Here is a 14,258-nt window from a genome sequence, read left to right as displayed (position 1 = left end):
AATGGAATAAAGAATTTTTTTTAGTATACCTCAATAAATTTGAAAGCAGAAATTTTGTCCTAAAAAAAAAATTATTTCACAATGGCATATCTATTGTGCCATCTTAGCTACTCCCGAAAATTCAGTTGTTTATACACGAAGCTGAAATGGAGTTTATTTTTTTATGACAAACTGACATAGTATGAGCGACAAAGAAATATTAGAAATCGAAGATTTTTTAGAAGACGGTTTCAACATTATTGAAGAGGAAATAAAAGACAGTATAGACAAAGAAACTGAGAAAAACCAAAAGATCTTCCCATTACTTGCAGTTCGCAACATCGTTCTTTTCCCTAAAGTAATTATGCCTATTACAGCAGGAAGAGAAAAATCAATCAAACTACTGCAGGAAGCGCACAAACAGGGCAAACTTATCGCAGTAGTAAGCCAGAAAAATGCGTCAGAAGAAGAACCAACGCTATCTTCTCTTAATACAATCGGAACCCTTGGTAAGATCCTGAAGATCATTAACCTTCCTGAAGGAAACATCACAGCTATTATTAAAGGCGTAGACCGTTGTAAAGTAAAAAAGATGCTGACCGAGGAACCTTACTTTACCACCGAAATCACCAGATTAAAAGATACAGAAGTTAAAAAGGACAAACAGGAATTTGCTGCTTTAATAGATAACATCAAGGATATCTCTCTGCGCATTATCGAAATTGACCCTAATATCCCGAATGCAGCAAACTTTGCTGTAAAAAATATTACCGGAGAAGCAGATTTGCTCAATTTTATATGCTCTAACGCAAGTTTTCCAACCGAAACAAAGCAGCAGCTATTAGAAATTAAAGATCTATATCAGCGTGCAGCCAAATGCTATGAGCTGTTATCTGAGGATTTCCAGAAAATAGAATTAAAGAATCAGATCCACCAGAAAACCAGTCGTGATCTGGATAAACAACAACGAGAATATTTTCTTAACCAACAGATCCGAACTATTCAGGAAGAATTGGGAGGCGGGCCAGAAGGTGATGCCGATGAACTTCGTGAGAAAGCCCAAAAGAAAAACTGGAATGAGGATGTTGAACAGCATTTCCAGAAAGAATTAGGAAGACTATTAAGACAAAACCCTAATTCGCCAGATTACAACGTTCAGCGTAATTATCTGGACTTCTTCACAGATTTGCCATGGGCAACCTATTCTAAAGATATTTTTGATCTGAAGAAGGCACAAAAAGTTCTGGACAAAGCCCATTTTGGATTGGAGGACATTAAAAAAAGAATACTGGAACACATGGCTGTTCTGAAGCTGAAAAATGACATGAAATCGCCTATTTTATGTCTTGCAGGCCCTCCGGGAGTAGGTAAAACGTCTTTAGGAAAATCCATTGCTGATGCTTTGGGAAGAAAGTATATCCGTATCTCTTTGGGAGGACTTCATGATGAAAGCGAAATCCGAGGCCACCGCAAAACATATATTGGTGCTATGGCCGGAAGAATCCTTCAGGCAATAAAAAAAGCCGGAACATCTAACCCTGTTATTGTTTTAGACGAGATAGATAAGATTGGTACTGGTGTACACGGTGATCCATCCTCAGCTCTTTTGGAAGTTTTAGACCCGGAACAGAACAATTCTTTCTACGACAACTTCTTAGAATATGGCTATGATCTGTCCAAAGCCATGTTTATTGCTACAGCCAATAACCTTGGTGCTGTACAGCGTCCATTATTAGATAGAATGGAGATTATTGACATTTCCGGATATACACTGGAAGAAAAAATCGAAATCGCCAAAAGACACCTTATCAGTAAGCAGCTAAAAGAAAACGGATTAACATCCGACGCTATAAAACTAGGAAATAAAGAAATCGCCCATATCATTGAGGCTCATACCTCGGAAAGCGGTGTAAGAAAACTGGAGAAAAACATTGCTTCTGTTGTACGCTGGGTTGCTTTACAAAAAGCAATGGAGCAGGAATATGATTCAAAAATCACTGTAGAAAAGATTGATGAAATCCTTGGAGTACCTCGCCCTAAAAGCCTTTCTGAGACGACAAATGTACCGGGAGTTGTTACCGGACTTGCATGGACAAGTGTAGGTGGTGACATTCTGTTTATTGAAAGTATATTATCTAAAGGTAAAGGCACAACCATAACAATGACCGGAAACCTGGGTAATGTTATGAAAGAGTCTGCTACTATTGCTTTAGAATATATTAAAGCTAAGTATGAAGAATTGGGTATGACTGAAGAGCAAATAACAGATAAAAACATCCACATTCACGTACCCGAAGGGGCAACCCCTAAAGACGGCCCTTCTGCAGGTATTGCCATGTTAACTTCTATGGTTTCCAGCTTTACCAACAAAAAAGTGAAGTCTAATCTGGCTATGACCGGAGAGATTACACTTCGTGGAAAAGTTCTCCCCGTAGGCGGAATTAAAGAAAAATTGCTAGCTGCAACACGTGCCGGCATCAAAGATGTTATTTTGTGCGAGGCCAATCGTAAAGATGTTGAAGAAATAAAGAAAGAATATCTTAAAAATCTAAACATTCATTATGTAAATAAAATGAAAGAAGTAATAGAAATAGCTCTTTAGCCATTCACAGCATAAAACCTATATAATTATAAACTTCACATATTTTGTGAAGTTTATTTTTTATAATTTTGGCATAGATCATTAAAATACAAGGCTATGAAAATCAATAAATTAATCCCTGATTTATTTCTGATGCTATTTTTATTTCAATTCAAAATATCTTTAGCCTGTACAATTTTTATTGCATCCGACAAGCAAAAGGTTTTAGTTGGCAATAACGAGGATTACAACCCCGCACTAAAGAATTATCTCTGGGTGAGACCTGCTGTAGAGAAGCAAAATGCCTATGTATTATGGGGTTTTGAAGAACAATATCCGGAAGGAGGTATGAACGACAAAGGTTTGTTCTTTGATGCAGCAGCTTTACCCCAAAAAGTAGAACTTGTAAAAGATTCTCAAAAAAAAGACTTTGAAGGCTATATTGTTGATAAGGTGCTGCAGGAGTGCAGTACAGTAAATGAAGTAATTGAATTAGTCAGCAAATATAATCTGACCTGGTATGAAAAGACTCAGGTATTTGTTGCTGATAAATCAGGAGATTACGCAATTATTAATGCTAATTATATAATTCGTCCCAATAATAACAAATACGTCCTTACAAACTATAATCTAAACGACCCCATAAATAAAGATTTTAAGTGCTGGCGGAGAAAAACAGCTTATCAACTATTAAATTCTGAACCTATATCTGTAGCACAATTTTCCAAAATACTGGACAGTACTTCGCAATTAGAAACTGATAATGCAACTATTTATTCTCAGGTTTGCGATCTTAAGAATAATACAATTTACTTATATCAGAGACACAATTTTACACAGGTAAATAAAATTGATTTAATATCACTTTTACAAAAAGAAAAACAGGAAATTGAAATTAAAAATCTTTTCCCTAAAAAAATTACAAATGAAATTATGTCTACCTACTTACAAAATGGCATTCATAAGACTATTGAATATGTAAAAAAAAGAAAGTCTGATAAAAGTTATTTATTTTCTGAAAAAGATTTGATCCAAATCGGTTATCAGCTAATTGATAGCAGTAAGGTTTCCGATGCAGAAAAAATATTTGCCCTTAATCTGAAATATTTCCCAAATTCAGAAAGTACTCTTACAGCATTAGCAAATAGTTTTTTATTATCCGGTAACACAAAAAAAGCAAATGCATTGTATAGTAAAGTGCGTAAAATAAATCCCAATAACTATTATGTAAATATTTTTGGCAAAAACAATGGCAATATTACATTTAGAATTAAAGGGTTTCAGGGTGCTGAAACAATTTCGTTAACCGGATCTTTCAATAATTACGATATCAAAGCAAATCCCTTTACCAAAGTTGGAAATGACTGGATTTGCTCACTGAAAGTTCCTCCAGGAGTATACTCCTATAAATTAAACATCGACAACACTTATTGGGTACAAGATCCTTCAAACCAAATACACATAAAACCTAAGGAATGGTGGGACTCACGATTAATAGTTCAATAATTCCGCAAATATTTCTATTATTATTTAAAAATTCACATAATAATGTGCAATTTATTTTTATAACTTTGATATAAACTATTAAATTATAAGATTATGAAAATCGTAAAATTCATCATTTTCCTATTGTTTGGGCTAATGTTTATTCAGGCCGGATTGGATAAGTTTTTTCACTTTATGCCAACTCCCCAGTTAACCGAAGAGCAGAAAAAAATATTCGGGGCGATTATGGAAATTGGCTGGCTTCTTCCTTTGGTAGCCGTTGTTGAAATTACTGGCGGACTATTAGTTATATTCCCTAAAACAAGAGCTTTGGGAGCTATTATTATCCTTCCCGTTATGGTAGGCATTGTTCTGCACAACCTGAAAGACACTACTGGATTACCTATTGCAGCTCCTTTAGCATTAATCAATCTTTGGATGCTTATAGACAACAGCAGCAAATACAAAAATCTGATCAGCTAAATACACTAATCACTAAATATTTAATTAGCCGTCCAAATCTTTTGGGCGGTTTTTTTATTCCTGTACATTATTTCAAATCCCAAATAAGAGAAATATTATTTTACAAATTACTCATTACCAATTGATTAAAAGCCAAAATTCATTTACAAGGATTTTACGTTTAATTTTCAAATGGCCGGATCAGAACTTTTAGATCTTTGGAATAGCTAACGATCAAAAATTCTAATTATGAAAAATAATACATTAAATCTAGCCCTTGCATCCATACTTATTCTTAGCGTTTTTTCTTGCAAAAAACAGGAATCAGCCTCTATGTCTGATGCAAATTATGAATCCGCAAAAGCAGTTTCAGCAGAAGCCTCAGCGTCTACAACGGACAGCATATCTTCAGCAGCCTCTACACAGGTTAAAGGCAAAGAATTTGTAAAAACAGCATCCGTAAATATGGAAGTTAAAGACGTCTATGATGCAACGATCAAAATAGAAAATCAGCTAAAACAAATAGGTGGTTATGTCATTAACAGTGAACTGAAAAACAACTTGCTATCAGAAGAAACTTATAATGAGAGTGATGATAAAGCTGTTATGGTAAAAAAATCAACTATGCAGAATGATATGATTGTAAAAGTACCCACCATGCAGCTGGTAGATTTTCTTCAACAGATTAACAGCCAGAATCTGTTTTTAAATTCCAGAATTATCAATGCCGAGGATGTAACAGCAAACATTAAAATGGCACAGCTGGAACAGCAAAGAATGAAGAAAAAAGAAGGCAATATCGATAAGCTTAAACCTACATCCACAACCGTAGAGCAAGGAGATGACAACGAAAGAGATCACAATCAGAATATTATAGATTCTTACAACCTGAAAGATAACATTGCTTACAGCACTGTGAATCTGAGCATAAAAGAGCCCAATGTACGTGTAGCAGAAATAGCTGTAACCAATACCAAATCAATTGATGCAAAATATAAAACCAACTTCTTTTACGAGGCTAAATTATCTATCATCAATGGCTTCTATCTTATTCAACAATTTTTTATCCTTCTGCTAAATTTATGGCCATTTGCGATTATTATTGCCGGAATTATATGGTTTGTTCGCGCTAAAGGCGTGAAACGGCCAAAATCTCCAAAACCAACTGTAAATGACTAACCAAAAGGACTGCAAATGCAGTCCTTTTACTTTACAATCTATTCATACTCAAAAAAGTAAAAAATTCAATACGATTGCGTAAATTTGCGTCTTAAAACCATTACGAAAATGTCTTTAAACACAATCAATCCTACTGAAACCAAAGCCTGGGCACAACTAAAAGAACATTTCGCAGAAACAGATTTCGATCTGAAGCAGCTTTTCACAGAAGATAAAAGCAGATTTTCGGAATTTTCTATCCAGAAGGAAAACCTTTTGTTCGATTTTTCAAAAAACCTTGTAGATAAAAAAGCTTTTCAGCTTCTTTTAGCGCTGGCAGAAGAGTGTCAGTTGGAGGATGCTATTGAAAAAATGTTTACCGGAGACCTGATTAACCAGACTGAAAACAGAGCTGTACTTCATACTGCCCTGAGGAATTTCGGAGAAGAGAAGATTATAGTTAATGGTAAAAGCATCGATGAAGATGTTCAAAGAGTACTGAACCAAATGAAAGTTTTTTCTGAAAAAATTATTTCAGGAGAACACAAAGGCTTTTCAGGAAAAGAAATCACAGATGTTGTAAACATCGGGATCGGAGGTTCTGACCTTGGCCCTGTAATGGTTTGCAGCGCACTGAAGCATTATAAAACAAGATTAAATACACACTTTGTATCCAATGTAGATGGTAACCATATTGCTGAAGTTGTCAAAAATCTGAATCCGGAAACAACCTTGTTTATCATTGCTTCCAAAACATTCACAACTCAGGAAACAATGACCAATGCACTTTCCGCAAAAGAATGGTTCCTGAAAGCAGGAAAAGAAGAAGATGTTGCAAAACATTTCGTTGCTCTTTCCACAAACGTTGAAGCTGTAAAGAAATTCGGGATTGCAGAAGAAAATATCTTCGAATTCTGGGACTGGGTTGGCGGAAGATACTCGCTTTGGAGTGCAATTGGATTAAGTATTGTACTGGCTGTAGGATACGACAACTTCGAAAAATTACTTCGCGGGGCGCAGGACACAGATAAACATTTTAGAAATACAGAATTCAAAAATAATATTCCTGTCTTAATGGGGGTATTAGGTGTTTGGTACCGCAACTTCTTCGATGCAAGTTCATATGCTATATTACCATACAGCCAGTATCTTGACAGATTTGCAGCATACCTGCAGCAAGGAGATATGGAAAGTAATGGTAAATCTGTTGACCGAAATGGTGAATTCGTAGATTACGAAACAGGACCTATCATCTGGGGAGAGCCGGGAACAAACGGCCAGCATGCTTTCTACCAATTGATTCACCAAGGAACAGAGCTTATCCCTGCTGACTTTATTGCATATGCAAAAGCAAACAATAACCTCAGTGATCACCAAGACAAATTAATGTCCAACTTCTTTGCCCAGACAGAAGCTTTAGCTTTTGGTAAGACAAAAGAAGAAGTAATTACAGAGCTAAAAGCATCCGGAAAAAATGAAGAAGAAATTGCCTTTTTAACCAATTTCAAAACATTTACAGGTAATACACCTACCAACTCCTTCATTTTTGAAGAATTAACGCCATTTACTCTGGGACAGCTTATTGCTTTTTACGAGCACAAAATTTTTGTACAGGGTGTGATCTGGAATATTTTCAGCTTCGACCAATGGGGTGTAGAACTAGGCAAAGCTTTAGCAAACAAAATCCTTCCGGAACTGGAGAATACTGCAGAAATTACATCACATGACAGTTCCACCAACGGACTGATTAATTTCTACAAAAAGCATAAATAAATCGGATAAATCTAAATAAAGTAAAAAGAAAGAAAAATGGCACAAATCCTTGACGGGCTAAAAGTATCCAAAGAAGTAAAACAGGAAATAAAAGAAGAAGTTCAGAAAATTCTTTCCAAAAAAAGACGTGCTCCGCACTTAGTTGCAATTCTTGTAGGAAACAATGGTGCAAGTAAAGCATATGTAAACAGTAAAGTAAAAGACTGTGAAGAAGTAGGTTTCTCCTCTTCACTAGTTAAGTTTCCTGCAACTGTTCCTGAAGCCGAACTTCTGGAAAAAATAGATGAACTGAATAAATCGAAACATGTAGATGGTTTTATCGTTCAGCTACCTTTGCCTAAGCAGATTGATCAGGAAAAGATCATTATGGCAATTGATCCAAGAAAAGATGTGGATGGTTTCCACCCTGAAAACTTCGGAAAAATGGCATTAGAAATGGATACATTCCTTCCGGCAACGCCATTCGGGATTCTGACACTGTTAGAAAGATACAATATTGAAACAAAAGGTAAAGACTGTGTAATTATCGGAAGAAGCCGCATCGTAGGACGTCCGATGAGTATCCTTATGGGACGTAAAGATTTCCCTGGAAACTCTACTGTAACCCTTACACACTCTTATACTAAAGATATAGAAGAATACACAAAAAAGGCTGATATCGTAATTACCGCTCTTGGAGACCCACATTTCCTGAAAGGAGAAATGATTAAAGAAGGTGCAGTGATTATCGATGTAGGTATTACAAGAGTAGATGATGACTCAGAAAAAGGTTATCACCTGGCAGGAGACGTAGATTTTGAAAGCTGTGAGAAAAAAGCAAGCTGGATTACTCCGGTTCCGGGAGGTGTTGGTCCGATGACCAGAGCTATGCTGATGAAAAATACCCTGATTGCCTACAAAACATCAGTGTATAATGATTAATGAAAATGAATAAAGAACAAGATATTTTATTAAAAGAAGGTAAAATGCTCCCTGTAATGGAGCATTTTTACACTTTACAAGGAGAAGGTGCTCATACAGGAAAGGCTGCATATTTCATTCGTTTAGGCGGGTGCGATGTAGGCTGCCACTGGTGCGATGTAAAGGAAAGCTGGGATCCGAATCTACATCCGTTAATGAATGCAGAAGAAATTGCAGAAACCGCAGCAAAATACTGTAAAACTATTGTTTTAACAGGGGGGGAACCATTGATGTGGAATCTTGAAATTCTGACATCAAAATTAAAGGAATTGGGTTGTACAATCCATATTGAAACTTCAGGTGCCTATCCTATGAGCGGGCATCTGGACTGGATTACACTTTCCCCGAAAAAAACAGGCTTACCATTAGAAGATATTTACAAAGAAGCCAGCGAACTAAAGGTTATTGTTTTCAATAACAACGATTTCAAATTTGCAGAAGAGCAGTCCGCTAAGGTTTCTGACAACTGTAAACGTTATCTTCAGAGTGAATGGAGTAAGAGAGATGAAATGTACCCTAAGATTACGGATTATATATTAGAACATCCGGAATGGCAGGCTTCCGTACAGACTCATAAGTATCTGAACATTCCATAACCAAGACATTTCAAAGATCATTTTTGCCAGCTGTTCATTTGGAACAGACAGATGCAAAAATTCTTAATTTAAATAAAAACATTAATTTCGCAGCATGTTAAAACTTTTTGGCGCAATTGGCGAATATTTTATGCTTCTGGGAAAGACCTTCCAGAAACCTCAGAAAATGAAGGTTTTTATGAAGCTACTGATGAGAGAAATTTACGACCTTGGAGTCAACTCCTTTGGTTTGGTACTTTTCACCTCTATATTTGTGGGGGCCGTCGTTGCCATACAGATGTATAATAACTTCAGTGCTTCCTCTTTCCCCATCCCGAACTCATTTATCGGGTATGCAACCAAAGTAGTTTTGATTCTGGAATTTTCACCAACTATTATCAGTGTAATTCTTGCCGGAAAGGTAGGTTCATATATTGCTTCCAGTATAGGAACCATGCGTGTAACGGAGCAGATTGATGCATTAGATATTATGGGGGTAAACTCACCCAATTTTCTGATTTTACCAAAGATTATTGCCAGTGTTTTATTCAACCCATTGCTTATTGCCATCAGTATTGTATTTGGTATTGTGGGAGGCTACTGGGCCGGAGAATTAACCGGAAACTGGACACAGGCAGATTATATCACCGGTATCCAGATGTATATGCCTGCCTATTTTATTTGGTATGCATTCTTCAAAACAGCTGTATTTGCTTTCCTTATCGCTACAATCCCTGCATATTTCGGGTTCTTTGTTAAAGGCGGATCTCTGGAAGTAGGGCGTGCCAGTACACAGGCTGTAGTATGGACTATTGTAGCTGTTATTATAGCTAACTTAATATTAACCCAATTATTCCTGAGCTAATGATTGATATAAAAGATTTAAGAAAGAGTTTCGGTGATGTAGAAGTACTAAAGGGCATTTCTACCTCTTTTGAAGACGGAAAGATCAATCTTGTGATTGGACAGAGTGGATCCGGAAAAACGGTTTTCCTGAAGTGTTTATTGGGTGTTTACGAACCTTCCTCAGGAATTATTGATTTCGACGGAAGAAATTTTGTACAAATGACTCCGGTTGAAAGACTGAATCTACGTTCGGAAATCGGTACCGTTTTCCAGGGAAGTGCACTTTTCGACTCTATGACTGTGGAGGAAAACATTATGTTCCCGTTGGATATGTTTACAAATTTAACGTACAGGGATAAGAAAAAAAGGGTTATCGACGTTATAGGTAGAGTGAAGCTGGAAAATGCTAACAATAAATATCCTTCGGAAATTTCCGGGGGAATGCAAAAAAGGGTTGCTATTGCCCGTGCTATTGTAAATAATCCGAAGTATCTGTTCTGTGATGAACCTAACTCGGGATTAGATCCAAGCACGTCAATAGTAATTGATGAGTTGTTGAAAGAGATTACTGAAGAGTACAAAACAACAACCATTATCAATACCCACGATATGAACTCGGTGATGACAATTGGTGAAAAGATTGTCTATCTGAGAAACGGACTGAAGGAATGGGAAGGCTCTATGCACAACATTCTGACAGCTGATAATGAACATTTAATAAACTTCGTCTACTCTTCAGCTTTGTTTAAAGAGCTAAGAAAGACACTATTAGAAAAAAAGCAAAATTTATAAGTTATGAAGTCAAAGATTCAATCGACCTCTGTAATGAAGAAATTATTCATTCCGGTAATGCTAGGTGCAGCAGCTTTTGCTCACGCACAGGTTAGTCTTGGTGTAAGAGCCAATGCGTTATTCAATACCTCATCTTCAAGATGGAGTGATATTAGCTCTACCGCACAAGGGGCTCTTAATAACCCTAAAGATGTTGCAGGTTTCAACGTAGGTCTTTCAGCGAAAATAAAGTTACCAATCGTTTCTTTATTCGTAATGCCGGAGATTTACTATACAAACTTCAAAAGTAAAGCTACGTATGTTGAGGCAAACGGAAACTCTGTTGAACTTTCTGCAAAAAGCAACAGATTGGATATTCCGGTAATGGTAGGTTTTGATGTTATCGGGCCATTAAGCGTATTTACAGGACCTGTATTCTCTACAAACTTATCCAACAACGATACATTCCAGAATTTTAAAGAAGATACCTCTAAGAACTTCTCTGTAGGTTATCAGTTCGGTGCGAATGTAAAGATCTCTAAATTGATTGTAAATGCACGTTATGAAGGCTCTTTCTCTAAAGACCAACGTAAATTCATCAACAATGTTACAGGTAGTGGTGTAAACTATGACAACAGACCAAGCTTATTTATGGTAGGTCTTGGATACCAGTTCTAATCTAAAGCAGATTTAATAAAAATAAAAGCCGGATTGTTATACATTCCGGCTTTGCTGTTCTTGCTCTTGTTGTGTAGCATCCTGCATGAGTTGGGCCTGTTTCTTTTCCAACTCATCTTTTTCTTTTTGCAGTTGCTTGAACTGGCGCATTTTATTTTCCTGCTTTACGGCAGATCCTTTGCTTACATAGCCTACAATACCTCCGAAGATAAGGCCAACACCGATTCCGCATAAAGCACCATATACCACTCTTAGATCCAGAGCCATATTATTAAGGTAGAATAATACTACTCCAATGGCTAATAATATAATTCCTACAAATGTTAAATTTTTCATATTGTGTAATTTAGTAATCCTCTCCAAATATATGTTTTTTGAAGAGGATTAATTAGTGATCGTTATAATTTGCCTCCTGCAGCTCTGTAATATTCCAAAGCTTTTGGCATCATAGCCTCTAAGGCTGCTTTTCTGTTAACCGGATTCGGGTGGGTCGACAAGAATGCCGGAGTACCGGATGCTCCTCCCGAAGCATCTTGCATTCTTTGCCAGAACGCCGGTGCCGTACGTGGATCATATCCCGCCATAGCCATCAGATAAAGTCCCATTTGGTCTGCTTCAGATTCCTGCTTTCTGCCATAAGCCAGAAGACCTACCTGAGCACCCATAGGATATAACTGATTGAAGATACTGGCCATTTGGCCATTGCTAAGTGAAGCACCAACCAGCTGTCCGCCATATTGAGCTAATGTAGCCTGAGAGATTCTTTCGTTCCCGTGTCCTGCTAATGCATGGGATATTTCGTGCCCCATTACAACAGCCAAACCGTTGTCGTCTTTAGTTACTGGTAATATTCCTGTATATACCGCAACTTTACCTCCCGGCATACACCATGCATTTAGTTGTTTGTCCTGAAGCAGATTGAATTCCCATTGGTAATTTGCCAGATCCTGCTCTCTTCCAATACTTCTGTAATAGTTTCTCGCCGCATTTGCAATCCGGGCTCCTACAGTTTTTACACGTGTTGCATCTGCACCTGTAACGACTTTAGATTTAGACAAAGTGGTCTTGTACTCTTGTAAAGCCATCGTATTGATCTGATTAGAGTCAGCAAATTGTACTGACGACCTTCCTGTGATAGGATTGGTTACGCAACTTGTAAAAGTTGCGGCAATAGCTGCTGCACCTATAATGCTTGTTATTTTCATAGCAGTAAAATTTATCGTGATTTCGCAAAATTCAAATTCTATTCCAAAAAACAAAAACCAATTCAGGAATTGTGTAACTTTATTTAATAAAATCTGAATCAGACCTTTATTTGGTATAAAATTAGTATTTTAATAAAAGCAACGATCATTTAAATTCCAAAAAAATGAAAAAACAAGTATACATCTATCTATTAGCAGCATTAACTGTTACCTCTGTAATCTCATGTGCTGCGTCCAACAAGCCGACAGATATTGCTAAATCCGAAGAAGTTGCGAAATTAGTGAATCAGGATAGCTACACCTTTATTGCAACAAGAGCTTATCCCATGGATCAGTCGACCATCAATAATGTAATGAGTGCTATGAGACCAGCTGGTGCAGCTGCAACACTGTTTGACCTCAGCTATGGTTATGGTTTTAAAATACAACCCAATGAACTAAGTGTAGATCTGCCATATTTTGGCCGAATTTTCACACCGAGTATGGACCCTTCCCGAAACGGACTGAAGTTTAGTTCTAAAAAGTTTACGATTGCTAAAAAAGAAAGTAAGAAGAAAATATCTTATACTATAAATGTCAATGATGTACAAAATATTCAGACTTTGTATATAGACGTTTACAATAATGGAAGAGCATTTTTATCTGTAAATGCTAACGACAGACAGCCTATTAGCTATGACGGATACATTAAAGCTACAAAAGCTGAGAAATAAGTTACTCGTTAAATAGCTTCTTAACAAAATCTTTTGCTTCAGAGATAGGATTTACCGCCAACTCTGAAGCATTTTTTTTATGTTCATTGTAAGCATCTTCCAATTCTTTAGACGATCTTGTTTTACTCAGAATTAGTTCTTTTACCCAATAATCGAATCTCTTTTCAGCCTGTTGGTGGCGCTCTTCTTCAAAAGAATTGTCTTTATGCTTCTGAAAGATATAGTCTTCTATTCTTTCATAACATTCTTCCAGTCCTTTCTTCTTTAATGCAGAACCTAAAATAACCGGAACTTTCCAGATTTTATTCTTATGTGTTATAAAATGAAGAGCCCGCATCAACTCAAGTTTAGCGTTCTTTGCTGCCGGATTATTATCTTCATCGGCTTTGTTAATGAAAATAATATCTACCATCTCCATTATGCCTCGTTTTATCCCCTGTAACTCATCTCCGGTACCGGAAACTTTCAGAAACAGAAAAACATCTGTAATATCTGCCACCATTACTTCGCTCTGCCCTACACCAACAGTTTCAATTAATATATAATCATATCCTGCAGCTTCGCAAATTAGCATCGTCTCGAATGTTGTATTGGCTATTCCTCCAAGAAATCCGCCACTAGGACTGGGCCGGATAAAAGCATTCGGGTCTTTAGCCAGTTCTTCCATTCTGGTTTTATCCCCCAGGATACTTCCGTGATTCAGACTACTACTAGGATCTATGGCCAGTACCGCAACTTTATTTCCTTTTTCAATAGCCAATTTTCCGAAGCTTTCTATAAAAGTAGATTTTCCGGCACCCGGAACTCCTGTTATTCCTACTCTTACCGATTTTCCGGTAAAAGGCATGAGTTGTTTCAGAAGCTCTTCCGCTTGCACGCGGTGTTCTGGTTTTTTGCTTTCAACAAGAGAAATGGCTTTTCCCAGCAATCGGGTATTATTGCTTCTGATTCCGTCAATAAGCTGTTCTGTAGAAAGCGTTTTAGCCATACTATATTCGGTCTGAACAACAAAAATACTAAAGAAACAGTAATTTACAGAATCCTGTCTATAAAAAGAAACCGGAAGAAAATC

At 36.9% G+C, this 14,258-nt stretch carries 14 protein-coding genes; 11 read left to right on the top strand and 3 right to left on the bottom strand.

The genetic code is table 11. The features are described 5' to 3' along the window. The first annotated feature begins 181 nt into the window (after positions 1-181). The 10 genes from lon (at position 182) to AYC65_RS18490 (ending at position 11,268) form a co-directional block, all read left to right on the top strand. Positions 182-2,581 (top strand): endopeptidase La, encoded by a 2,400-nt coding sequence (gene lon, locus AYC65_RS18535; RefSeq protein WP_034871745.1) that lies wholly within the window; start codon positions 182-184, stop codon positions 2,579-2,581. Positions 2,582-2,677: 96 nt separating this feature from the next. Further along, positions 2,678-4,066: a linear amide C-N hydrolase gene (locus tag AYC65_RS18530; RefSeq protein WP_200289573.1), complete on the top strand. Its 1,389-nt coding sequence runs from the start codon at positions 2,678-2,680 to the stop codon at positions 4,064-4,066. A 93-nt stretch (positions 4,067-4,159) separates the two neighbouring features. Beyond that, positions 4,160-4,528, top strand: coding sequence for a DoxX family membrane protein (locus AYC65_RS18525; protein WP_034845878.1), 369 nt, complete (start codon positions 4,160-4,162; stop codon positions 4,526-4,528). Between the two features lie 228 nt (positions 4,529-4,756). Next, complete coding sequence (locus tag AYC65_RS18520) at positions 4,757-5,686, top strand: DUF4349 domain-containing protein (protein ID WP_034871746.1); 930 nt, start codon at positions 4,757-4,759, stop codon at positions 5,684-5,686. A gap of 108 nt (positions 5,687-5,794) precedes the next feature. Then, positions 5,795-7,438, top strand: a complete 1,644-nt coding sequence (pgi, locus tag AYC65_RS18515; protein ID WP_034871747.1) for a glucose-6-phosphate isomerase — start codon at positions 5,795-5,797, stop codon at positions 7,436-7,438. Between the two features lie 36 nt (positions 7,439-7,474). Further along, a complete protein-coding gene (locus AYC65_RS18510) occupies positions 7,475-8,359 on the top strand; it encodes a bifunctional 5,10-methylenetetrahydrofolate dehydrogenase/5,10-methenyltetrahydrofolate cyclohydrolase (RefSeq protein ID WP_034871748.1) in 885 nt (294 codons plus the stop codon). A 5-nt stretch (positions 8,360-8,364) separates the two neighbouring features. Next, on the top strand, positions 8,365-8,994 hold the full coding sequence (locus AYC65_RS18505) for a 7-carboxy-7-deazaguanine synthase QueE (RefSeq protein WP_034871978.1): 630 nt from the start codon (positions 8,365-8,367) through the stop codon (positions 8,992-8,994). A gap of 94 nt (positions 8,995-9,088) precedes the next feature. Continuing rightward, entirely contained in the window at positions 9,089-9,838 is a 750-nt protein-coding gene (locus AYC65_RS18500) for an MlaE family ABC transporter permease (RefSeq protein WP_034871749.1), read from the top strand. Beyond that, the gene (locus tag AYC65_RS18495) at positions 9,838-10,611 is read left to right on the top strand and encodes an ABC transporter ATP-binding protein (protein WP_034871750.1); all 774 of its coding nucleotides are present in this window, start codon (positions 9,838-9,840) and stop codon (positions 10,609-10,611) included. The genes AYC65_RS18500 and AYC65_RS18495 overlap by 1 nt, the downstream gene beginning before the upstream one ends. Positions 10,612-10,614: 3 nt before the next feature. After that, positions 10,615-11,268: an outer membrane beta-barrel protein gene (locus AYC65_RS18490; protein ID WP_078674605.1), complete on the top strand. Its 654-nt coding sequence runs from the start codon at positions 10,615-10,617 to the stop codon at positions 11,266-11,268. A gap of 36 nt (positions 11,269-11,304) precedes the next feature. Here the strand turns inward: AYC65_RS18490 and AYC65_RS18485 are convergent, their stop codons facing one another. Then, positions 11,305-11,604 (bottom strand): hypothetical protein, encoded by a 300-nt coding sequence (locus tag AYC65_RS18485; protein ID WP_034871752.1) that lies wholly within the window; start codon positions 11,602-11,604, stop codon positions 11,305-11,307. Between the two features lie 62 nt (positions 11,605-11,666). Further along, positions 11,667-12,473: a M48 family metallopeptidase gene (locus tag AYC65_RS18480; RefSeq protein WP_034871753.1), complete on the bottom strand. Its 807-nt coding sequence runs from the start codon at positions 12,471-12,473 to the stop codon at positions 11,667-11,669. A gap of 164 nt (positions 12,474-12,637) precedes the next feature. On the opposite strand from AYC65_RS18480, the gene AYC65_RS18475 reads away from it, so the two are divergent. After that, entirely contained in the window at positions 12,638-13,186 is a 549-nt protein-coding gene (locus AYC65_RS18475; protein ID WP_034871754.1) for a DUF4251 domain-containing protein, read from the top strand. A gap of 1 nt (position 13,187) precedes the next feature. Here AYC65_RS18475 and meaB read toward each other — a convergent pair whose 3' ends face one another. Next, the gene (gene meaB, locus AYC65_RS18470) at positions 13,188-14,174 is read right to left on the bottom strand and encodes a methylmalonyl Co-A mutase-associated GTPase MeaB (protein ID WP_034871755.1); all 987 of its coding nucleotides are present in this window, start codon (positions 14,172-14,174) and stop codon (positions 13,188-13,190) included. Between the last annotated feature and the right edge of the window lie 84 nt (positions 14,175-14,258).

The sequence above is a fragment of the Elizabethkingia bruuniana genome, from assembly GCF_002024805.1.
Classification (GTDB): Bacteria; Bacteroidota; Bacteroidia; order Flavobacteriales; family Weeksellaceae; genus Elizabethkingia; species Elizabethkingia bruuniana.
Note: the sequence above shows the minus strand (reverse complement) of the source record. Positions and strands in the feature narration are given on the sequence as shown.